This window comes from Ferruginibacter sp., assembly GCF_049840995.1.
GTDB lineage: Bacteria > Bacteroidota > Bacteroidia > Chitinophagales > Chitinophagaceae > Ferruginibacter.
This window is the reverse complement of sequence record NZ_JASGIP010000006.1, coordinates 567,961-588,936: the sequence shown is the minus strand read 5'-3', so window position 1 is coordinate 588,936 and position 20,976 is coordinate 567,961. Positions and strand designations below refer to the sequence as shown.

The window sequence follows — 20,976 nt, the reverse complement described above, 5'->3', positions numbered from 1 at the left end:
AAAGAACAAGCGGATAAAACAAAAAATTACATGGATTCATATAGTACAATAGCGCAGATAGCCAGCGCAGAATTTAAAGACAGGGGCAGCAAGTTCATCGCTTATGCATTCCCTATAGAAACGGCGGATGATTTTAAAAAGCAATTGCAGCAGTTAAAGAAAGAACACCCCAAAGCAGTGCATCATTGTTTTGCTTACCGCATTGGTACCGATGGTAACAATTTCCGCAGCAGCGATGATGGCGAACCATCCGGTAGCGCCGGCAAACCTATATTGGGGCAGATCGACAGCAAAGAACTGGTGAATACAGCCGTGGTAGTGGTGCGTTATTGGGGCGGCACATTACTGGGCGTTCCGGGCCTTATCAATGCATACAAGACAAGTACGGCGCTTGCGCTGCAGGTTACCCCCGTGATACAAAAACAAATTGAACTAAGCTATACTGTTGAATTTGATTATACACAGATGAACGAAGTGATGATGATACTGAAACAGTTCAACTGCACTATACAATCGCAGGAAATGCAATTGTTCTGCCTTATAAGGACCGGCATTCCCAAAAACCGCCTGGAAGAAACATTGTACCGGCTGAATGAATTACAAAATGTGACTGTTAAAAAAGCCCTATAGCCAACTGGTATACAGCCAATAATACAGTGTAATCCTTTTTTTTGTAACTTAGGAGAAATATGATTGCTATGGCTGCAGAAAAAAAATACAAGACCTTCTGGAGTTTTTATCCTTACTATCTTACCGAACATGGTGATGTAACCAACCGAACGCTGCACTTTATCGGTACCGCAGGATTGATCGTAATACTGGTAGTTGCAATTGTGTTACAAAAATGGTGGATGCTGGCATTGATACCAGTTTGCGGGTACGGGTTTGCGTGGGTAGGCCATTATTTTATAGAAAAGAATAAACCTGCCACTTTTACGTACCCATTGTATAGTTTGGGCAGCGATTTTGTAATGTTCTGGCACATGCTCACCGGGCAGATCGGGAAAAAACTGGAAGAAGCAAAGAAAATAATACAGTAGTAAAAATGGACATAGAAAGCATCCGGGAATATGTGATACAAAAGCCTTTTGTTACAGAAGGATTTCCCTTTGGAGAAGATACCCTGGTATTTAAAGTAAATGAAAAGATATTCCTGCTGGCGGGACTGGATCATACGCCGCTGCAGTTCAATGTAAAATGCGATCCTGATAAAGCAATAGAATTAAGGGAGGAATACCCGGAAAATATTTTACCCGGTTACCACATGAATAAAAAACACTGGAACACGATCGTAGTGAATGGGACCATCACCACCAAACTCCTGAAAGAAATGATCGATCATTCTTACACTTTAGTCAACAAAACCAAAAAGAAATAACCCCTCTCCACATTCGCATATTCACCATTCGATATTCGCACATTCAACATTTCCCCATTCGCCATTTACTTATACTTCCAGTTCCTGCTCTTCCCTTCCGCCATCATTTCCAAAGCGCTGGCAATGCGTTTATTTCTCGTCTCTTCTGTTTTGGCTTCGGTGATCCATTGTAAATATTCTTTTCTGTGTGAGTAAGCAAACTCGTTGAATACCTTTTGTGCTTTTTTGTTTTTTGCCAATGCTTTAGTAAAATAATCAGGTACCACCAGTTCTTTCTTTTCCGCCGGTTTGGGTTTGGCTATTTTGATGCCTTTATCATTCAATGCCATCGCTTCCTTTATCCAGGCGGTGATCTTTTTATCCGAAGGCAGGTCTTTTAAAGAAGTGATCCTTCCCAAATGTCCCATGGAAGCTTCTGATTTTGCATTTTCCATCAGCATGGGGTCTTTCATCAGCGACGCTTTCCAGAAACTCATAACGGCATGTTGTTTAAACGCAGCCATATGGCACAGCATTTCGCCTTTGTAATCGAAAAAAGGCATGCTCCATTTCATTTTTTCTTCTGCATCGGGACAGGCTTTGTGCACCAGCTCCCGGATATGATTCAAAATGGGTTTTGCAAAATCAGCCGACTTGGCAATGTAGGCATCCACCTTTTTTTCTTTTGTTACCATGATAAATATTTGTACAATTTAAAAAATATTCGCATTCATAACTCATAACTCATAACTTCCTTCTTAAATATCCCCAGCCTCGTTGCCGTACGATAAAACATAAAACCAATGGCCCCACCCAGCGTATTCAATATAAGATCGTCCACATCAAAAACCCCGAGCATGGTAAACAACTGGAATGTTTCAAATGCAAGGCTGAATAAAAAAACACAAAAAGTGGCGGCAAAAAAATGATCCAGCCTTTTAAAAAGTATAGGCAATAATAAACCCATCGGGATAAAGCCTACCAGGTTGCCCAGGAGATTACTCACGGTATATTCTGCCCTTAAATGACTGTTCCAGTATAATTTGATGGTGGCAAAAGGAGTGAGATTGGCCTTGTGCATATGCGCTTTTGCAGCCTGCCAGCTGTACTGGTGCAACAGATAATTTTTTATATAACCCAATGGTTTTTTAAAAATAATGAGCTTGGTAAGAATGGTAAAATATACCAGGAACAGCAGCCAGGCTATAAAACGTACTATTTTATTGTTGGTATTGATAAAATCGGTTATTGTACGCTAATCTACAAAAGAACATTTAAAGACTACTTAATTTAACATATCCTATATGTAATTCATCTTCGGCTGGTACAGTTGTTTTTTCGATAAGGAGGGTGAATTTTTCTTTTATGGATGCAGGCAGGATATCTGTTATCTCATAGATGTCATCCACATCCACGCCATATTTATCATCAATATGGGAGGTGGCGCCTGCAAAACCATTGTGCAGGTAGAAGGCTGTTTTTTTGGCCTGTGCCACGGCCTCGCCTTTATCTTTTGATACGGTGAGTAATTTATAATGATATTCTTCCAGGTCGTTAGGTTTGTAACCACCCAGGTTTAAAAAGAATAATTTGTTTGCAACAGCAGGTAAAGCGGTTTCCCTGCTCACCACTTTTATAGTATGGCCATCAACGTTTGTGATTGCCCTCCACGAATCGATATGGATCTTTCCTGCATCAGGCCAAAAGGCTTCCATTTGCGGAATAAGATCTTTTAAGGAAGTACCCACACCAAAGAATGCATCATGCTGCTCGGTATTGCGCCCTGCAGGTTTGCAACCAAGAATGAGAAAGAATAATTGCTGCTCCACAAAATAATTTTATTGTTTCTTGTAATAACTGGTTCCCAGCAGGTCCATACCGAATAATAATTCCTTTGTTACAAATTCAGTATTGCTGATCTTTATAATAGGGTAGAGTTTATCGTTCACTAAAACCTTTGCATCCGTTTGAATATGGTTATCGTACAATTTTAATTTTTTACCGGTACTTACGATCGCCCATTTACCGTAGTATACCGTGGTGCTGGCATCTTTTTTACTGGTATAACTTACTTCGTAAGTGCCATCTGTTTTAAAAGTATACACATAAGTTTCATTTGAAGTAAGCAGGTCTTCCGTCTTTTTATTTTCGGTATACAAATGTTTTACCAATAGCCATTTGCCAACGAATTTTGTTTTAAGGGAAGCAGTTTGTGCAAAAATTATTACCGGCAATGATAATAACAGTGCCAGTATAATGGGCCTTATTTGTTTCATTATTTGATTGGTTTAAAAGAAGACTTACAAAATAGTAATAATTGTGTTCAAACAATTATTTTTTCTGTTCTGTGGAAATTTTGCCAGTGGGGAGCGGTGCATTTTTTCCTGAATTCTCAATAATGCCGTTGGAAAGGATACTGTTGGGGATAATGATCGTTTTATCATCAACCGATAAAATGGTGTTGAAGATCTGTATATCCGTCACCTTACCTTTTTTGCCCTGCGCCTCAATGATATCGCCTACCCGGAACGGTTTGAATAAGAGTATCATTACACCACCGGCCAGGTTGGTAAGTGTGCCCTGCAATGCCAGGCCAATTGCCAAACCTGCCGCGCCGATCAGTGCCACAATAGAAGTGGTTTGAATGCCAATAAAATTGAGCAGGAAAATAACCAGCACGATCTTTAAACCGGCACTGATCAATGTTTTTAAAAAACTTTTGACCGTATTGTCAATACTGCGTTTTTCAAAGAAACCATTGATGATCTTATTGATGCGGTTGATGATCCAGAAACCAATAAATAAAATAATGGCAGCCGCAATGATCTTTATTGTATACAGTAATGCGATATTCTGCCAGCTGCCGTCATTGAGTTTATTTAACCTGTCCATTAATTGCTTCATGGCAGGTATAAGACAAATATTATTCCAGATTAGTTCTTTTATTTCCGCAAGCTGCGCAAAAAGATGCTTGCGGAGTTCTGTAAGGTTTGCCACACTTTTCGCAGGGTGGTCCATATTGCGCAATGCGGTGATGCATTATTGCGTTGGGTTCAAGTTCCTCTTCCCCTGTTACAGCTTTATAATAATCCAGTAAAGGTTTAAAACGTGCTATCCTATCGCTGCCATGGCTTCTGTCGTCCATACATTCAATATATAATCTGTATGCTACCTTATACTCTTTTTCATCCAGCATTGCTAAATTCATTCTGCATCTCCAGCACCACAGTATTTTCATGACAATAAAAGCTGTTTATTTTCTAAATCTTTCACTCACCACTAACTCCTTGCTTCCCGCCACATACTGGTAAAAACCTTCCCCACTTTTTGCACCCAGTTTACCTGCGGTGACCATATTTACCAACAACGGACAAGGCGCATATTTTGGATTACCAAATCCATCGTGCAACACATTTAAAATAGAAAGGCAAATATCCAGCCCGATAAAATCGGCCAGCTGCAATGGTCCCATCGGGTGCGCCATACCGAGTTTCATTACAGTGTCAATTTCTTCTACACCTGCTACTCCTTCATACAGACTATAGATGGCTTCATTGATCATCGGCATTAAAATGCGGTTGGCAATAAAACCGGGATAATCATTTACTGCGCAGGGTATCTTTCCTAATTGCTTGCTCAGTTCAACAATGGTATCGGTCACTTCTTTTTTGGTGGCATAGCCATTAATGATCTCCACCAGTTTCATTACCGGCACAGGATTCATAAAATGCATGCCGATCACCAGCTCGGGGCGCCTGGTAACAGCCGCAATTTTTGTAATAGAGATAGAAGAAGTGTTGGTGGCTAAAATGCAGCCTGCTGGTGCAGCAGCATCTACCTGTTTAAAAATATTCAGTTTTAATTCCACATTTTCAGTAGCAGCTTCCACTACCAGCTGTGCCTCTTTTACGCCTGCTGCTATATCAGTTACGGTAGTAATATTATCCAGTGCATTTTTTTTCACTTCTTCAGTGATAGTTCCTTTTGCGATCTGCCGGTCAAAATTTTTACCAATCGTGGCAATCGCTTTTTCTAACTGAGCTGCATTTACATCTATCAATGTAACTGCAAAGCCGGCCTGTGCAAATACATGTGCAATGCCATTGCCCATGGTGCCTGCGCCGATGACAGATACCTTGCCCCCTCCGCCCCCTGAAGGGGGAACCAGCAGCGTATTAAAATTTGTAACAGAATTCATTTGATTAAAAGTTGTATAAAATTATGTATGAAATAAAAATATTTTCAAACGTTATCTTGTTGTTGCCGCTCAAGTTCCCCCTTCAGGGGGACAGGGGGCATTATTTGAAAGCATTGAAGCCTGTCACATCCATACCAGTGATGAGCAAATGAATATCATGTGTTCCTTCATACGTGATCACACTTTCCAGGTTCATCATGTGGCGCATTACAGGGTATTCGCCGGTGATGCCCATACCGCCTAACATTTGTCTCGCATCTCTTGCAATATTAGTGGCCACTTCGCAGGCATTGCGCTTGGCCATACTTACCTGTTGCGGGGTAACTTTTCCTTCGTTCATTAAAACACCCAGTCGCCAGTTTAGTAATTGCGCTTTGGTAATTTCAGTTACCATTTCTGCCAGTTTCTTTTGTTGTAACTGAAAACCACCGATGGGTTTTCCAAACTGTATCCTTTCTTTACTATACTCCAAAGCAATATAATAGCAATCCATTGCAGCGCCTATAGCACCCCAGGCAATACCATATCTTGCCTTAGTGAGGCAGCCCAGCGGCCCTTTCAATCCTTTTACATTGGGAAAAATATTTTCCTTCGGTACTTTTACATTATCAAATACCAATTCACCGGTGGCGCTTGCACGAAGACTCCATTTGCCATGCGTGGTAGGTGTGCTGAAACCTTCCATACCACGTTCCACAACCAGTCCCTGTATTTCGTCCTGCTCATTGCGTGCCCACACAACAGCCACCTGTGCAAAAGGTGCATTGCTGATCCACATTTTGGCACCATTTAAAATAACATGATCGCCGGCATCTTTAATATTGGTAAGCATGCTCGATGGATCGCTACCATGGTTAGGCTCAGTCAAACCAAAACAACCCAGCCATTCACCACTCGCCAGTTTGGGCAAATATTTATTGCGTTGCGCTTCGCTGCCATATTGATAAATGGGAAACATCACCAGCGAACCCTGCACACTTGCAGTAGAACGCACACCACTATCGCCCCGCTCCAGTTCCTGCATCATTAATCCATAACTGATATAATCCAGTCCGCCACCACCATATTGCTCCGGCACTGTAGGACCAAAACAACCCAGGTCGCCGAGTTGTTTTACTATTTGTTGCGGAAATTCGGCCCGCTGTGCATAGTCCTCAATAATCGGTGAGATCTCTTTTTTTACATAATTGCGCACACTTTCCCTGATAAGCTTATGCTCTTCGGTCAGTAATTCATCTACATTAAAATAATCCGGGCTCTGAAAATTGTCTGTTTTAGCTGCCATAGTAATCGTTAGTTAAATAGTTTATTGGTTAAGAGGTCTTTTATTACACTAATTACTAAGAATCACACGAATTTCTACCAAGGATTGCAAAATTTCGGCTTATTCAGTATAATTCATTTAATCCGTGTAACTTATAATAGGTGTAATTCGTATTAATTCGTGCAATCAGTGCACAAAGATAATATGTTCAACCCCACCAAAAACTTGTTTTTACCTTTGATGCAACATTGTTTTCACCACCTTGTCTCTATTATTAAAAGCTGATTTTTTGGAACTGACGGTATTGCCACATCATGATGAACTGATCGAACGCTGCAGGAAGGGCGAAGCTGCGGGCTATAAGGAATTATACCAGCGCTATGCAAAAGCTATGTTCAATACCTGCCTGCGTATTGTGAACAATGTGGCCGAGGCCGAAGATGTGCTGCAGGAAAGTTTTGCAGAAGCCTTCCGGAACCTGCACCGGTTTGAACAGCGCACCAGTTTTGGCGGCTGGTTAAAACAGATCTGCATCAACCGCAGCATCAACCAGTTGAAAAAGAAAAAATTCGACCTGGTGGATATTGATGAAACAGATAGTGCCGACAGGTCAGATGAATCCGTGGTAGATGAGAATGAAATAAAACTGAAAGTGGAATCGGTAAAAAGATCCATCATGCAATTGCCCGATGGATACCGCACAGTGCTGAGTTTATATTTACTGGAAGGGTACGATCATGAAGAGATAGCAGAGATATTAAATGTGGCAGAATCCACCACCCGTACACAATACATGCGGGCCAAACAAAAACTATTACAACTTTTAAAAGAAGGAATATGAGCAGGAAGCTGGAAAAATTTATTGGTGACAACCGCAACGAATTCGACGACAGGATCCCGTCGGATAAAGTGTGGGAAAAACTGGCGGCAGACCTGGTGCCACAGCAAAAAAAGAAAGCGGTGCTAATGCCATTGTATAAATGGAGTATTGCTGCTGCTGTTTTGATAATTGCAAGTATCACAGTTTTTTTGGTGTTGCGTACTACAAAACCAACGGGTGAGCGTGAGCTGGCAGAGGGACCTAAGAAAGATACTATCAAAGACATCGCTATAATTACACCCGAAAATCCGCCCGAGGTAAATGAAGTGGCAAAACTGGTTGCTTTAAAACAGGATGAGCTGAAAGCGCTGGCTCCCGAACAACCGGAATTGTACAAAACATTTGCCACCGATATCAATCAACTGGACAGTTCCTATAAATCGCTGAAAAGCCAATTCGGCACTACTCCTAATAAGGAAGTACTGATTGAAGCTATGATTCAAAACCTGCAGCTGCAGCTGAATGTATTGAATCAACAATTAACCATCGTTAATCAAATTAAAAAAACAAAAAGAGCATAGTCATGAAAAAGAATCATCACACTGTTAAGCGCCTTTACCATGCTGTTGCAGGTAAGCCTGCTGGCGCAAAACGATAATGAGAACAACAATAAGGATAAAAAAAAGAAATATGAATTTGAAAAAAGCAAGACCTACAGCAAATCATATAATGTTTCCGGCTCCGATAAAATAGTTATCGACAACAAGTTCGGCGATGTGGAAGTACACACCTGGGCAAAGAATGAAATTAAAGTGGATGTGGTAATTAAAGCTTCTGCAAAAACAGAAGAATGGGCCACTTCGGTATTAAGTGATATTGAAATAGAAGACAGCAAGTCGGGCAACCAGGTAAAATTTAAAACACTGTTCAGCGAAGACCTGGATAAAAAAGAAGGCGGCAGCAAGCACCAGGATAAATACAAGAACAAAAATTCTAACCAGAGCATGGATATTGATTATACAGTGTATATGCCCGCTTCCAATCCTTTGGATATCGACAACCAGTTTGGCGCTATCACGCTGCCAGATTATTCAGGACAAGTGGATCTTACCAGCAAATTCGGTTCGCTCACCACCGGTAAATTAAGCGATGTAAAAGCTCTGACCGTTGAATTTGGAAAAGCAAAGATCGAAAGCGCTGCCAATGGAACAATTGCGATCAAATTTTCTTCCGCCGAAATGGGTAAACTCGTGGGTAACATTAAATTGACGCTCGAATTCAGCAAGGCAACAAAGATCAATCTTGATAACGGCCTTACAGGACTGGATGCAAAAGTTTCTTATTCAACCGTGAACCTGAAACCATCCGGCGATTTTTCTGCTTCTTATAATATCAGTACCAGCTTTGGCAGTTTTAAAAATAAAACCAATATCAAATTTGATGGCGGAAAAGATGATGAAGAAAGAGGGCCAAAATTTGATTTTGAATACAGCGGTAAATCCGGCAGTGGCGGAGTTAAAGTTACTGTAAAGAACAGCTTTGGTAAAGTGATACTGGGCGAAGCCACAGAGGAAGAAATGAAAGACAAAGCAAAATCGAAAAGGAGTATTACTTCTTAATAATGTACAATATTTTGATTTTTTGAAAAGACAACATCATGATGAAACTGCGACTATTTGTTATCTGCAATTTTGTAATGGCATCGCTGATCACAAGCGCCCAAACCAATACCCATGCTGCATTTGAGCGCTATGCACAAACACAGGATAGTTTGATGGTAAAGGCTTATGAAAAGCGGGACACCAAAACCTACACTGCGTTGCTGGATGATTTTGAAACGAAGTACGGAGCGCTGACCAAGGAAGAGAAAGCAAATTTCAAAGGTTATCATGCAGGGTCATTCTATAATTTAAGTTGTACTTACTCGTTATTGAACGATAAACCGAAAGCATTGCAATACCTGGATAGTTCCATCAGGGCCGGCTTTACAGATTACTCGCATATCATTGTTGATAAGGACCTGGATAATATCCGCAATGAAAAAAAATATAAGGATCTGATCCAGCCATTGCGGGAAACAGGCGATTACCTCTATGTTATCAAAAAAGCAGGAGCGTACAATTATAAGGAAGCAAGAGAGCTGCCTAAATTCACTTACCAGTCTGCAGATAATCCCAACCTGGTTGCTTTACGTAAAGCATTCAATTTAGATTCGATAGCAGGGCAGGGCAATGAAGTTTCGAAAATACTGAACCTGCTGCACTGGATACATAACTTAGTGCCGCATGATGGCAACCATGGCAACCCGGCAGTGATGAATGCGATGAACATGATCAATGTTTGTAAAAGAGATAACAGGGGATTGAATTGCAGGGGACTGGCAACAGTGCTGAATGAATGTTACCTGTCGATGGGAATTAAATCGAGGTTTGTTACCTGTTTACCGAAAGACAGTTTGGGGGTTGATCCTGATTGTCATGTGATCAATATGGTGTATGCTACGGAATTGAAAAAATGGATATGGATCGATCCTACATTTGATGCCTATGTGATGAATGAAAAAGGAGAATTGCTGGGCCTGGAAGAAGTAAGGGATAGAATAATCAATGATAAACCCCTGATCTTAAATCCGGATGCCAACTGGAACCATAAAAGTTCGCAGACAAAAGAAAATTACCTGTATAACTATATGGCCAAGAACCTGTATTTACTAGAATGCCCGCTCAGCAGCGAATTTGATACGGAAACAAGACAGGAAGGAAAAAGTATAAGCTATATGCGACTGGTACCATTGGACTATTTCAAAAAATCACTCGAAATGTCATCCAGCACAAATAACCAGAACAAGACCACTTTTGTAACATACAAAACCAATAACCCCAATTCATTTTGGAGTTTACCGTAATAGCAGAATTTACTGTATAGGCATGAATATAAAAGGTTCGTATTTATTGCGGACCTTTTGTATTTTCGGCAAAAAGATATGGTATGAAGCAGTTGATCTTTTGTTTTATAATATTAATCAGCAGCATTACACTGCAGGCGCAGGATAGTACAAAAGCGAAAAAGCCAAGACCGGAAGATACTATCGAACAATATTTTTTTGTGCTGATCAAAACCGGACCCAAACAGGATTTTGATTCGGTGCAGAAAGCAGTATTATTTAAAGGACACATGGATAATATCAACCGGTTATATTATGAAGGCATATTAAAAGCAGCCGGGCCTTTTGGAAAAAATGACCTGAAATGGAGGGGCATTTTTGTATTCGACTGCAAAACAAAAGAAGAAGCAGAAAAAATTGTACAAAGTGATCCCGCTGTAGCAGCAGGATTATTTGCAGTGGATGTTGTGCCCTGGTATTCAGCTCCCATTGGCAGTTTTAAACATGGTAAACCCGAAAAACCACAATGAAATTAATTACCAGGATCCGTGCGATGATCGTATTTTTTATGATCGCGTTAATACTCAGCGGTGTTACTGCTTTTCCTGTAGAAACAGAATTACGCTGGTTACTGAATCATCCTTCATTAGTACCTTCTTTTGCAGAAAAATGGTTGCAGGATGTATATGCAGCGCTGCTGGAGACCAATACAAAATACCCGATGCTGGCCTACGGATTTGATTGGCTGGCCTTTGCACATATTGTGATCGCAATGGCCTTTATCGGTCCGCTGAAAGATCCTGTAAAAAATAAATGGATCATCGACTGGGCCATGCTGGCATGCGTGGCCATATTTCCGTTGGCATTTATTGCAGCACCCATCCGGCATATACCCATGTACCATGTGTTGATCGATTGCAGCTTTGGCGTGATCGGTTTGATACCATTATCTATCTGCAGAAGATGGATAAAAAAACTGGAATTGAATGAAAACTAAAGCACAAAATACTATTGCGGTATTTTTTGGGATTGTAACAACTGTAGCTGTAGCGGCAACATTGATCTCTTTAATGAAGATACAATTATCTCATACTGTTATGGATGCAATGCAAAAGCGGGAACAGGTAAGCTACACGGTTATTTTCAGTTATGAATTTTTATGGGTGGCAGTGTCGGGGTTTGTGGGTGGTTTTGTAGCGAGCACGATAGCAGCTGAAAGGAAAGTATACTATGCTTTGATAACCGGTACTTTTAATTTTGTGATATTGGTATTTGGTTCCACTGTAGTAACAAAAACCGCGGTGGCGAGTGTATTACTGGCGCTTTCTTTAATTCCATTAACATTAATGGGGGGCATTGTAAGGCAGTTGATAGAAAATAAAAAAGAAGATCAGGAAGATCAAAATTATTAAACACATGCGTTATTCATACCTCGCTTTAGGGGATAGTTATACAATTGGTGAACAGGTATTGCTATCCGAAAATTTTCCTAACAAGACCGTGCAGCTTTTGAATGGTTTGATAGAAGCGCCGTTGATCATTGCCACCACCGGCTGGACAACTGATGAACTGAATAACGCTATTGATGCGGCTAAAATTTCAACAACATACGATATTGTTTCATTGCTGATAGGCGTAAACAATCAATACCGCGGCAGGCCCATAGATAATTTTGCAACAGAATTTGAACAGTTATTACAAAGGGCTATCGGATTTGCCAATCATAAAGTTGATCATGTTTTTGTATTAAGTATTCCCGACTGGGGTGTAACACCCTTTGCAGAAGGGAAAGACCGTACAAAGATTGCAACAGAGATCGATGCTTATAATAAAGTATGTGAAACCTATGCTTTAAAAGCAGGAGCGCATTATATTGATATCACTGCATCACAAAGAGCGGATGGAAATAAAGTGGAATATTTAGCAGCAGATAAATTACATCCATCCGGTAAGGAGTATCATAAATGGGCAGAGCAGCTGGCAGAAAGTATTAAAAAACTGTATTAAGTTAGTTGGTCAATCATCTTTGGGGGTTATCCTGTTTAATTGCTGGCACCGGTCGTATATCATTTGCAATTCGGCCTTGGTTAATTTAGAGGTTTGTTTTATAAAATGCAAAAACTGCCATAAGTACTTTGGTATATAGGAGAAGCCGATATTTTCTCTTTTTGAACTGTTACTGTCAACTTTTATATAATTATCCTGGAGCTTTATTCCTTTTGAATTCAGAATTACCCAGTATGGCAAGGTGCTGGTGTCTCCATCAAATTTAACTATAATATCTTTGGTGCCTGGGTTCTCATCCTTTTTTTTGTCCCCCACTTCGGAACCATACAATTCAAGCAGCACATAATTATTTTTAAAGAACTGTACATTGTATTCATCATACAGGGCTCTTTTCAGTTCCTTACATGGTCCACACCAGCTCGCAGTAAATAAGATGAAAATATTTTTCTTTTCTGTTTTTGCTTTTTGAAATACTGAATCAATAAGATGGCTGGCAGGTGACGGGGTTTGAGCAAACAACAAATTTGCTTTGAGGAAAATTATTGCAATAGCAACAGGTAATTTCATGAAATTAATAGTTTACTATCATTCTTTCAACAGCGCCATCACTATGAAAAGTAAATAATGCATAAGCAGGCGCAAAATCCTGGAATGGGCCACTCCACCAATCGCCGCTGATAGCGCCATTGCAGAAATATTGTATGCCCAGGTATTCCACTGCATCCTGTAAATGAATATGACCGCTGAGGCAGGTTTTGATGTTGGGGTATTTTTTAAACAGGTCTTTTATTTTTCTTGCGTCGGTATGCAATAAAGCCCGGGATAATTTCCAGTCGCCGTTAGGCAGCATATCTTTAAAGAACATAGCGCTGCAAAAAGCCATTACGGGAATGTGTGAAACAATGCACACGAATTTATCCTTGTTATTTTCCAGTTCTGTTTCCAGCCAGGTAAATTGATCTGCATCCAGCAAAGCAATATAGCCGCCGTTGTTTTCCTGCACGCTGTCCAATACAATAAAATGCCAGGTGTGATGGGTAAAACTATAGTAGGTTTTCGCATAACCGGTTTGCTGCAACCACCAGTTTTTTCCGTACAACGCATCTGCTTTATCAGCGTCTTTCAACTGCCATGCCCAGATATCGTGGTTGCCAAGACAATACCTGAGCGGTAATTTATTTTCTGCCTGTAGTATTTTATTATACAGGTCCCATTGTGTTTTTGTTTTTTCTTTATCTGCTGCCAGTGCATCCATAATGCAGTCGCCGCCATTGATGATGAGATCAGGCTGTGGCTTTAACTGGTTGATATTTTGCAATGCTTTTGCAAAGCCTGCTTCGGCAGCGGGCAAAGGTTTTATATGCATATCGCTCATGAATACAAACGAGAACTTGCTTTTCTTTTTTTCAATAGTAGCCTGTGCCGCAGCAGGCAGGGAAGCTGCTGCGGAAAGAACAGAAAGGTTTTGTAGAAATTTTCTGCGTTGCATATAAATGATTTAGAAATGATCTTACATTGAAGAAAGGTATCGGCTCATCTCCAGCTGGTATTCCTGTGCGATCACTCTTGCTTCTGCAGCAAAATCTTCTTTTTCGCTGGCGAAGATGATGGCACGGCTGGCATTTACCAACAAGCCACAATCCTTGTTCATACCGTGTTTACTTACATCTTCCAAACTGCCACCCTGGAAGCCAACACCGGGGACCAGTAAAAAATGATTCGGTATAATGCTCCTGATATTTTCAAACTCTGTTGCCTGTGTGGCACCGGTTACAAACATCAAATTATTTTCGTTGCCCCATTTTGAAAATAGTTCTTAAAACATGTTCGTATAAAAATTCAGAACGTAAATGATCGTTGCTGCCCTGGTTCATGTCTTCACGTACCAGTTTCAACATTTCAAAATCATTGGCGCCTTTATTGCTGGTCAGCCCTAAAACAATGGTCCACTTATTTTCATATTCCAAAAAAGGACGCACACTATCCTCTCCCATGTAAGGGGCAACAGTGATCGCATCAAAATTCATCGTTTCAAAAAAAGCCTTGGCATATTGCGAAGAAGTGTTGCCGATATCGCCGCGTTTGGCATCAGCGATCTTTAAAATATTTTTAGGGATATAATTTACTGTCTTCTCCATCGCCTCCCAGCCTTTCAATCCCTGCGATTCATAAAAAGCAGTGTTGATCTTATAGCTTACACAAAGATCATGCGTGGCGTCAATAATAGCTTTATTGAATTCAAAAACAGCATCGGTATGAGATCGTAAATGTTTGGGCAGCTTGGTAATGTCGGTATCGAGCCCCACCGTTAAGTAAGATTTTTTTAATTGGACCTGTTCAACCAGTTGTTTTCTTGTCATGCTGCAAATTTAACCAGCAAAATTCTTTTAAAAATAAAAATCGGCACAAATCATTAGGGCAACCTGGTTTCCATTGCTTCTGCGATCATCCTCGACTGGTCATCGCCTCTCTTTTTTAATTGTGCAATAATGTTTTTTTGAGAATCGATATCCCTGTTCTGGCTTAATTTAAATACATTTTCCAGGCTCTCCACTTCAATACGGAAACCCACGATGGCCTTTATCATATGATCGATATATTCTTTTGGCAATTTATCAAAAGCGCCTTCAGATGTGGTGCCTTCGTATTGATCACTTACCGCTTTCACTGCTTTTAATGTGCCTTCCTCATCCATAAAGCTGATCTTTCCTTTGGCATGCACGGTTATATAATTCCAGGTAGAGCCCACCGATGGATTGCTGTACCAGCTGGCGCTGACAAAGCAATGCGGGCCGGTAAAAAGTACCAATACATGATTGTTTTTTTCAAAAGCCAGGTGATGATCCGTCTTGCGCATGATATGGCCTTCTAAAAATATTTTACCATCCTCTACTTTTATTTCAAGTGGAATTTGTGTAGCTACAGGATATTGATCGCCGCTGCCGGTGATCAGTGCAAAAGCATTGTCTTTCATAAAGGCCACTACTTTTTCTGTATCCTGTTCGGTGTAGTAAGAAAATCTGTACATATTTTTTGTTGTGAGCCGGGACGCTTCAAGCGGCCTGGATCGTGTTTTAGATACTTAAATTTTGCCAGGGTTCAGGCCGCTCCTAAGCTTTGCTTAGGTGAGCGCCCCGACCCGGACTCAATTCGTGTAATTCGTATTAATTAGTGTAACTTCTCCAATATCATTTTTTCAACCACTTCATCCTGCCATATATTTTCAATACCCGGCAACGCCATCACTTCCTGCATGATATTTTCCTGTTTCGCACTATTCTTCAAAGCATCGCTGTACCTGATCTGCGGGCTGAAAGTTACCTGAGAATATGCCGGTATCCATTTACCCGGGTATTTTTTGCTGAAAGCCGTTTCTATTTTTTTCTGTAATAAAAATTTCGGATCGCCCACTTTATCCCGCATCTCTACAAAATTATTTAAAGCCAGTTCAGCAATAGCATCTGCATCAGGTTTGCGGAGGTTTTGGTATTCTTGCAAGATCAAATGCCAGTCTTCGTTGTGTTTATCTATTAATTCATTTAAAACCCTGCAATCTTCAAAACCACAATTCATGCCCTGCCCAAAAAAAGGCACAATAGCATGTGCTGCATCACCGATCAGTGCAAAATCATCATTCCTTACCCAGGGGAAACATTTTACAGTTACCAAAGAAGAAGTGGGGTTATTGAAAAAATCATCTTCCAGTGTGGGCATTAATGGTACAGCATCTGCAAATGTTTTTTCGAAGAAGGAGCGTACTTTTTCCTTCGTATCCAATGATGCAAAAGAGGGATCACCTTCAAAGGGAAAAAATAAAGTGCAGGTAAAGCTGCCATCCATATTAGGCAAAGCTATCAGCATATAATTACCTCTTGGCCATATATGCAAAGCATTTTTCTCCATCATGAATGCCCCATTACTCCCTGCAGGGATATTCAACTCCTTATAACCGAAATCTATATAGTATTGCTGGTATTGAAAACGATCATGTTGTAATTGATGTGTAAGCCTTGCTGCAGAGTAAGCGCCATCGCTGCCAAAAGCAAGCTGATAATGAATGGTGGTCAGTTCTTCTGCGTTTTCAAAATGTACTGTTTTCTTTTTCCAATCGATGGCATCACATCTTTCATTGAAAAATATTTCAGCACCGTTCTTCTCAGCAAGATCCATCAGCATCTTATTCAACTCGCCCCTGGAAACAGAATTGATGAACTGCCCATCATTGCCATAAGGCTGGTAAGCCGTACTGCCATCTGCATTATGTATATACCGGCCATGCATCGGTATAGCGATCTTTTTTATCTCTTCCATAATGCCCACTTCTTCCAGTGCTTTTATACCCCGGTCGCTTAATGCCAGGTTGATAGAACGACCTGCTGCTATTTTTTCTTTACGCATATCAGCACGGCGTTCATATATTTTTACATTGTATCCTCTCTTACTTAGATAGATGGATAACAAAGAACCCACCAAACCAGCGCCAATTATAACCGTATCCTTTTTCATTAAAAAATCCTTTTAATCCTTTAATCAAGTTAATCCCGGCCCAGTATAGCTTTCACAATTTGCCCGAATGCAAATACATCCGTAAAAGTATTGTACAAAGGAACCGGCGCAACACGGATCACATTCGGTTCTCTCCAGTCGGCCAGTACACCCTGTTGTTTTAAGGTATCAAAAACTTCTTTTCCTTTTTTCAACATCAGCATACTTGCCTGGCAGCCTTTTTCATGCGCATTACGTGGCGTTATTATTTCGATCAGTTTTTCTTCCAGGCCTGCATTGATCTCATCCAGTATAAAAAATAAATAATCGTTCAGCATTTTTCCTTTTGCCGCCAGCGCATCCATGCCCGCTTCTTCAAAAATATCCAGCGATGCTTTATGTGCTGCCATGGATAAAATGGGTGCATTACTTAATTGCCATCCTTCTGCTGTTGGTATGGGTTCAAAGCCCCGTTCCATTTTAAAACGGGTGTCTTTAGTGTAGCCCCACCAACCTGCAAAGCGTGGAATGGTTTTATCAGTAATATGTTTTTGATGAATATAAATACCCGATACGCCACCGGGTCCGCTGTTTAAATATTTATAAGAACACCAGCAGGCAAAATCTGCATTCCAGTTGTGAAGCTGGAGCTTTACATTACCTGCAGCATGCGCCAGGTCAAATCCTGCATAAGCGCCCACTGCATGCGCTGCGGCAGTAATTTTTTCAAGATCAAAAAATTGACCGGTATAATAATTTACACCCCCAAATAAAACCAATGCCACCGTATCGCCATGCTGTTGTATAGTGGAAAGAATATCTTCAGTACGTATCGTATGCTCACCCTGTCGTGGCGCCACTTCAATTACCGCATCATCATAATTAAAGCCATGGTATTTCACCTGCGACTCCATTGCATACTGGTCGGACGGAAATGCTTTTGCTTCGCAGATGATCTTGTAGCGCTGTTGTGTGGGCCGGTAAAAACTTACCATCAGCAAATGCAAATTCACCGTCAGTTGATTCATCACTACTACTTCTTCAGGCAAGGCACCAACAATATTTGCAATTTGTGTTGGAAAAATTTCATGATAAGGCATCCAGGGCTTTCTTGCATGAAAATGACCTTCCACGCCAAAGTTGGCCCAGTCTTCCAGTTCATTCAATACATAATCCTGTGTGCTTTTGGGTTGCAGCCCCAATGAATTACCGGTAAAATAAACGGCTTCCCTTCCGTTAATGATGGGAATATAAAACCGGTCACGAAAATGCTTTAATGAATCCTTCTCATCTAAATTCTTTGCAAAATCCAGTGTATTCTCAAATTGCATAAAATCTTTTTAATCCTTTAATCAGGTTGATCACAGTTCAGATAGTTGCTATCACTTTTAATTCTATTGCTATTGGTGTCGGTAAACTTTTTACTTCCACTGTCGTACGACATGCCTGTACTGTTGTAAAATATTCCGCGTAAATTTTATTGTAAACAGGAAAATCTTTTTTCATATTGGTTAAAAAAACGGTCACATCCACGATCTTATCCCAGCTGCTGCCGCTGGCTTCCAGCACGGCTTTTACGTTGGCAAAGCATTGATGGCACTCCGCTTCAATATCGTATTTTATAATATTCCCTTCACCGTCTAATTCCAACCCGGGTATGGAATTATCTTTTGCATTCCTGCTGCCGATGCCTGAAAGGAATAAAAGATTACCCACTTTTCTTGCATGCGGGTAAGCGCCTAATGGTTTCGCAGCCGTCTCCGTATTTATTATTTCGCTCATATTGTATTTTTAAATCTCAAAACATCTCTGCGTAAACTCTTGCTCTCTTGTTCTCTGTCCAAAGGACTCCTATGGAGCGGTGCAATTAAAATTGTATACAAATATTTTTCTGCTCTGTAAAAAACCGCAACGCTTCCCAGCCACCCTCCCTGCCTACACCACTGTTCTTCATACCGCCAAAGGGTGTACGAAGATCTCTTACCAGCCAGCAATTCACCCAGATGATACCGCTCTGCAGTTTTGCTGCCACACGATTGGTTTTACTGATATCCTGGCTCCAGATCGTTGCTGCCAGTCCATAACCGGTAGCATTAGCCAGCTGCAACGCTTCGTCTGCTGTTTCAAAAGGTTGTAAAGTAACCACGGGACCAAAGATCTCTTCCATATTGGTTTTACATTGAGGCCCCAGGTTTTCTATCACGGTAGGTTCAATAAAATAACCATCGGCACACCTGCCGCTAAGCGTAACTGCATTGCCACCGCACAAGATCGTACCGCCTTCTTCCTTAGCTGCCTGGATACAGTTCATTACTTTATCAAAATGCAGCTTGCTTACAACGGCGCCCTGTTTAGTGCCTTCTTCCAATGGATCGCCCACTGTTAATTGTTGTACCTGTGCAACAAACTCCGCCTTGAACTTTTCGTAAATAGTTTTTTCTATCAGCAGCCTGCTGCTGCACAAACAAATTTGTCCCTGGTTGGTAAAAGAAGAACGGATGGTCTCTGTCATCATTTTTTGCCAGTCGCAATCCGCAAATATGATCGCAGGATTTTTCCCTCCCAGCTCCAGTGATAATTTTTTAAACATCGGTGCTGCAATGGAAGCAATGCGTTCGCCAGCCCTTGTGCTGCCCGTAAATGAAATGGCCTTAATGCCGGGATGTTTTACAATTGCTTCGCCACAGCCGGGGCCATCACCATGCACAATATTTAAAACGCCATCGGGCACACCTGCTTCTTTGCAGATCTTTGCCAGCAAAAATGAAGTGACCGGTGTTACCTCGCTGGGTTTGGCCACCACGCAATTGCCTGCAGCCAGCGCCGGCGCTATCTTCCACGTAAAAAGATACAAAGGCAGGTTCCAGGGCGATATGCAACCCACCACGCCAATGGGTTGTCGTAAAGTATAATTGATGGCCTTATCTTCCATCGCATGGCTTTCGGTTGCAAAGTGCATAATGGCCGTTGCAAAAAAACGAAAGTTCTCGGCCGCTCTTTTAATATCCATTCTTTTACTCAACCATAATGGTTTGCCATTATCATTGGTTTCGGCCAGCGCCAGCGCATCTGCATTTTCCTCTATCAAAGTGGCGATCCTGTTGAGTACGATAAAGCGGTCTTCATTTGCTGTGGTACTCCACGCTGCAAAAGCCTGCTGGGCTGCATGTACTGCCGCATCAATATCTTTTTTATTACTGTTGGGCACCTGGCCATATACTGCTGCTGTTGCGGGGTTGATATTATCAAGGAATGCACCACTCAGGGGACCAATAAAATTTCCGCCGATATAATTCTCTAAGTGATATGGAACAGTAAGGTTCATTCCGTAAAGTTAATAGTTTATAGTTCACAGTTGATAGCGGAGGATTTGCAAAAAAAATCTAACTTACGAGCCTAAACTTATTGCCATGCCAGTTACTGCTCCCTTCAATTTAAAAAAATGGATCGATGAACACCGCGACCTTTTAAAACCGCCTGTAGGCAATCAATGTGTGTATAAAGATGCGGAGAATTTTATTGTGATGGTGGTGGGTGGTCCCAACAGCCGCAAAGATTATCATTACAATGAAAGTGAGGAATTGTATTACCAGCTGGAAGGCAATATTGTATTAAAGATCATTGATGACGGAGTGCAGAAAGATATCCCGATTAACGAGGGCGATATGTTCTTACTCCCACCCAAAACCCCGCACAGTCCGCAACGCGGCCCCAACACCGTGGGTTTGGTAATTGAAAAAATAAGGGAAACAGAAGAAGACGGTTTTTTATGGTACTGCGAAAACTGCGGCAACAAACTATACGAAGAGTACAAAGTGATCACCGATATCGTTACCCAACTACCGCCTGTAATGGAGGGATTCTATTCTGATGAACACAAACGCACCTGCAGCAAATGCGGCGCCGTAATGGCACCTCCGGTGCGTAAAGGTTGAAAGTTGATGGTTGAAAGTTTTTTAAT

The 20,976-nt window shown here is 41.1% G+C and carries 29 protein-coding genes; 12 read left to right on the top strand and 17 right to left on the bottom strand.

Going from position 1 to position 20,976, the window contains the following annotated elements:
• Positions 1-30: 30 nt before the first annotated feature.
• From QM738_RS17640 to QM738_RS17630, 3 genes are all read left to right on the top strand, one after another.
• Positions 31-630: an IMPACT family protein gene (locus QM738_RS17640; RefSeq protein ID WP_462278048.1), complete on the top strand. Its 600-nt coding sequence runs from the start codon at positions 31-33 to the stop codon at positions 628-630.
• A gap of 68 nt (positions 631-698) precedes the next feature.
• Positions 699-1,040 carry an Mpo1-like protein gene (locus QM738_RS17635; protein WP_462278047.1) on the top strand — a complete coding sequence of 114 codons (342 nt, stop codon included), beginning with the start codon at positions 699-701 and terminating at the stop codon, positions 1,038-1,040.
• A 5-nt stretch (positions 1,041-1,045) separates the two neighbouring features.
• Positions 1,046-1,378 carry an MmcQ/YjbR family DNA-binding protein gene (locus tag QM738_RS17630; protein ID WP_462278046.1) on the top strand — a complete coding sequence of 111 codons (333 nt, stop codon included), beginning with the start codon at positions 1,046-1,048 and terminating at the stop codon, positions 1,376-1,378.
• 65 nt (positions 1,379-1,443) lie between these two features.
• Here the strand turns inward: QM738_RS17630 and QM738_RS17625 are convergent, their stop codons facing one another.
• From QM738_RS17625 to QM738_RS17590, 8 genes are all read right to left on the bottom strand, one after another.
• Positions 1,444-2,052 (bottom strand): YdeI/OmpD-associated family protein, encoded by a 609-nt coding sequence (locus QM738_RS17625; RefSeq protein ID WP_462278045.1) that lies wholly within the window; start codon positions 2,050-2,052, stop codon positions 1,444-1,446.
• Positions 2,053-2,087: 35 nt separating this feature from the next.
• Positions 2,088-2,498, bottom strand: coding sequence for a VanZ family protein (locus QM738_RS17620; RefSeq protein ID WP_462278044.1), 411 nt, complete (start codon positions 2,496-2,498; stop codon positions 2,088-2,090).
• 133 nt (positions 2,499-2,631) lie between these two features.
• Entirely contained in the window at positions 2,632-3,186 is a 555-nt protein-coding gene (locus QM738_RS17615) for a DUF1543 domain-containing protein (protein ID WP_462278043.1), read from the bottom strand.
• A 9-nt stretch (positions 3,187-3,195) separates the two neighbouring features.
• Positions 3,196-3,633 carry a lipocalin family protein gene (locus tag QM738_RS17610; RefSeq protein ID WP_462278042.1) on the bottom strand — a complete coding sequence of 146 codons (438 nt, stop codon included), beginning with the start codon at positions 3,631-3,633 and terminating at the stop codon, positions 3,196-3,198.
• Between the two features lie 55 nt (positions 3,634-3,688).
• Positions 3,689-4,261, bottom strand: a complete 573-nt coding sequence (locus tag QM738_RS17605) for a mechanosensitive ion channel family protein (protein ID WP_462278041.1) — start codon at positions 4,259-4,261, stop codon at positions 3,689-3,691.
• A 19-nt stretch (positions 4,262-4,280) separates the two neighbouring features.
• Positions 4,281-4,595: a hypothetical protein gene (locus tag QM738_RS17600; protein ID WP_462278040.1), complete on the bottom strand. Its 315-nt coding sequence runs from the start codon at positions 4,593-4,595 to the stop codon at positions 4,281-4,283.
• Between the two features lie 15 nt (positions 4,596-4,610).
• Complete coding sequence (locus QM738_RS17595) at positions 4,611-5,555, bottom strand: 3-hydroxyacyl-CoA dehydrogenase family protein (protein ID WP_462278039.1); 945 nt, start codon at positions 5,553-5,555, stop codon at positions 4,611-4,613.
• A gap of 100 nt (positions 5,556-5,655) precedes the next feature.
• Positions 5,656-6,840 (bottom strand): acyl-CoA dehydrogenase family protein, encoded by a 1,185-nt coding sequence (locus QM738_RS17590; protein ID WP_462278038.1) that lies wholly within the window; start codon positions 6,838-6,840, stop codon positions 5,656-5,658.
• A 268-nt stretch (positions 6,841-7,108) separates the two neighbouring features.
• On the opposite strand from QM738_RS17590, the gene QM738_RS17585 reads away from it, so the two are divergent.
• From QM738_RS17585 to QM738_RS17550, 8 genes are all read left to right on the top strand, one after another.
• On the top strand, positions 7,109-7,660 hold the full coding sequence (locus QM738_RS17585; protein WP_462278037.1) for an RNA polymerase sigma factor: 552 nt from the start codon (positions 7,109-7,111) through the stop codon (positions 7,658-7,660).
• Entirely contained in the window at positions 7,657-8,220 is a 564-nt protein-coding gene (locus QM738_RS17580) for a hypothetical protein (RefSeq protein ID WP_462278036.1), read from the top strand. The genes QM738_RS17585 and QM738_RS17580 overlap by 4 nt, the downstream gene beginning before the upstream one ends.
• Before the next feature lie 39 nt (positions 8,221-8,259).
• Complete coding sequence (locus tag QM738_RS17575) at positions 8,260-9,258, top strand: DUF4097 family beta strand repeat-containing protein (RefSeq protein ID WP_462278035.1); 999 nt, start codon at positions 8,260-8,262, stop codon at positions 9,256-9,258.
• Between the two features lie 38 nt (positions 9,259-9,296).
• Positions 9,297-10,544 carry a transglutaminase-like domain-containing protein gene (locus tag QM738_RS17570; RefSeq protein ID WP_462278034.1) on the top strand — a complete coding sequence of 416 codons (1,248 nt, stop codon included), beginning with the start codon at positions 9,297-9,299 and terminating at the stop codon, positions 10,542-10,544.
• An 83-nt stretch (positions 10,545-10,627) separates the two neighbouring features.
• Positions 10,628-11,053: a YciI family protein gene (locus QM738_RS17565; protein ID WP_462278033.1), complete on the top strand. Its 426-nt coding sequence runs from the start codon at positions 10,628-10,630 to the stop codon at positions 11,051-11,053.
• Positions 11,050-11,520: a hypothetical protein gene (locus QM738_RS17560; RefSeq protein ID WP_462278032.1), complete on the top strand. Its 471-nt coding sequence runs from the start codon at positions 11,050-11,052 to the stop codon at positions 11,518-11,520. Before QM738_RS17565 ends, QM738_RS17560 begins: the two co-directional genes overlap by 4 nt.
• Complete coding sequence (locus tag QM738_RS17555) at positions 11,510-11,935, top strand: YrzE family protein (protein ID WP_462278031.1); 426 nt, start codon at positions 11,510-11,512, stop codon at positions 11,933-11,935. Before QM738_RS17560 ends, QM738_RS17555 begins: the two co-directional genes overlap by 11 nt.
• Positions 11,936-11,939: 4 nt before the next feature.
• Positions 11,940-12,530, top strand: a complete 591-nt coding sequence (locus QM738_RS17550; RefSeq protein ID WP_462278030.1) for an SGNH/GDSL hydrolase family protein — start codon at positions 11,940-11,942, stop codon at positions 12,528-12,530.
• Between the two features lie 9 nt (positions 12,531-12,539).
• Here the strand turns inward: QM738_RS17550 and QM738_RS17545 are convergent, their stop codons facing one another.
• The 9 genes from QM738_RS17545 to QM738_RS17505 all read right to left on the bottom strand — a co-directional run bounded on the left by QM738_RS17545 (position 12,540) and on the right by QM738_RS17505 (position 20,340).
• The gene (locus QM738_RS17545; RefSeq protein ID WP_462278029.1) at positions 12,540-13,097 is read right to left on the bottom strand and encodes a thioredoxin family protein; all 558 of its coding nucleotides are present in this window, start codon (positions 13,095-13,097) and stop codon (positions 12,540-12,542) included.
• A 4-nt stretch (positions 13,098-13,101) separates the two neighbouring features.
• Positions 13,102-14,019, bottom strand: coding sequence for a metallophosphoesterase family protein (locus QM738_RS17540; RefSeq protein ID WP_462278028.1), 918 nt, complete (start codon positions 14,017-14,019; stop codon positions 13,102-13,104).
• Positions 14,020-14,040: 21 nt separating this feature from the next.
• The gene (locus QM738_RS17535) at positions 14,041-14,310 is read right to left on the bottom strand and encodes a hypothetical protein (protein WP_462278027.1); all 270 of its coding nucleotides are present in this window, start codon (positions 14,308-14,310) and stop codon (positions 14,041-14,043) included.
• A gap of 4 nt (positions 14,311-14,314) precedes the next feature.
• Positions 14,315-14,890 (bottom strand): orotidine-5'-phosphate decarboxylase, encoded by a 576-nt coding sequence (gene pyrF / locus QM738_RS17530; protein WP_462278026.1) that lies wholly within the window; start codon positions 14,888-14,890, stop codon positions 14,315-14,317.
• A 53-nt stretch (positions 14,891-14,943) separates the two neighbouring features.
• The gene (locus QM738_RS17525; protein ID WP_462278025.1) at positions 14,944-15,558 is read right to left on the bottom strand and encodes an FMN-binding negative transcriptional regulator; all 615 of its coding nucleotides are present in this window, start codon (positions 15,556-15,558) and stop codon (positions 14,944-14,946) included.
• Positions 15,559-15,698: 140 nt separating this feature from the next.
• Entirely contained in the window at positions 15,699-17,036 is a 1,338-nt protein-coding gene (locus tag QM738_RS17520; protein WP_462278024.1) for an FAD-dependent oxidoreductase, read from the bottom strand.
• 29 nt (positions 17,037-17,065) lie between these two features.
• Entirely contained in the window at positions 17,066-18,346 is a 1,281-nt protein-coding gene (gene kynU / locus QM738_RS17515) for a kynureninase (RefSeq protein ID WP_462278023.1), read from the bottom strand.
• Positions 18,347-18,383: 37 nt separating this feature from the next.
• Positions 18,384-18,797, bottom strand: a complete 414-nt coding sequence (locus tag QM738_RS17510; RefSeq protein WP_462278022.1) for a RidA family protein — start codon at positions 18,795-18,797, stop codon at positions 18,384-18,386.
• 85 nt (positions 18,798-18,882) lie between these two features.
• Positions 18,883-20,340 carry an aldehyde dehydrogenase gene (locus QM738_RS17505; RefSeq protein WP_462278021.1) on the bottom strand — a complete coding sequence of 486 codons (1,458 nt, stop codon included), beginning with the start codon at positions 20,338-20,340 and terminating at the stop codon, positions 18,883-18,885.
• An 85-nt stretch (positions 20,341-20,425) separates the two neighbouring features.
• On the opposite strand from QM738_RS17505, the gene QM738_RS17500 reads away from it, so the two are divergent.
• Positions 20,426-20,950, top strand: a complete 525-nt coding sequence (locus QM738_RS17500; protein ID WP_462278020.1) for a 3-hydroxyanthranilate 3,4-dioxygenase — start codon at positions 20,426-20,428, stop codon at positions 20,948-20,950.
• Positions 20,951-20,976: the final 26 nt, after the last annotated feature.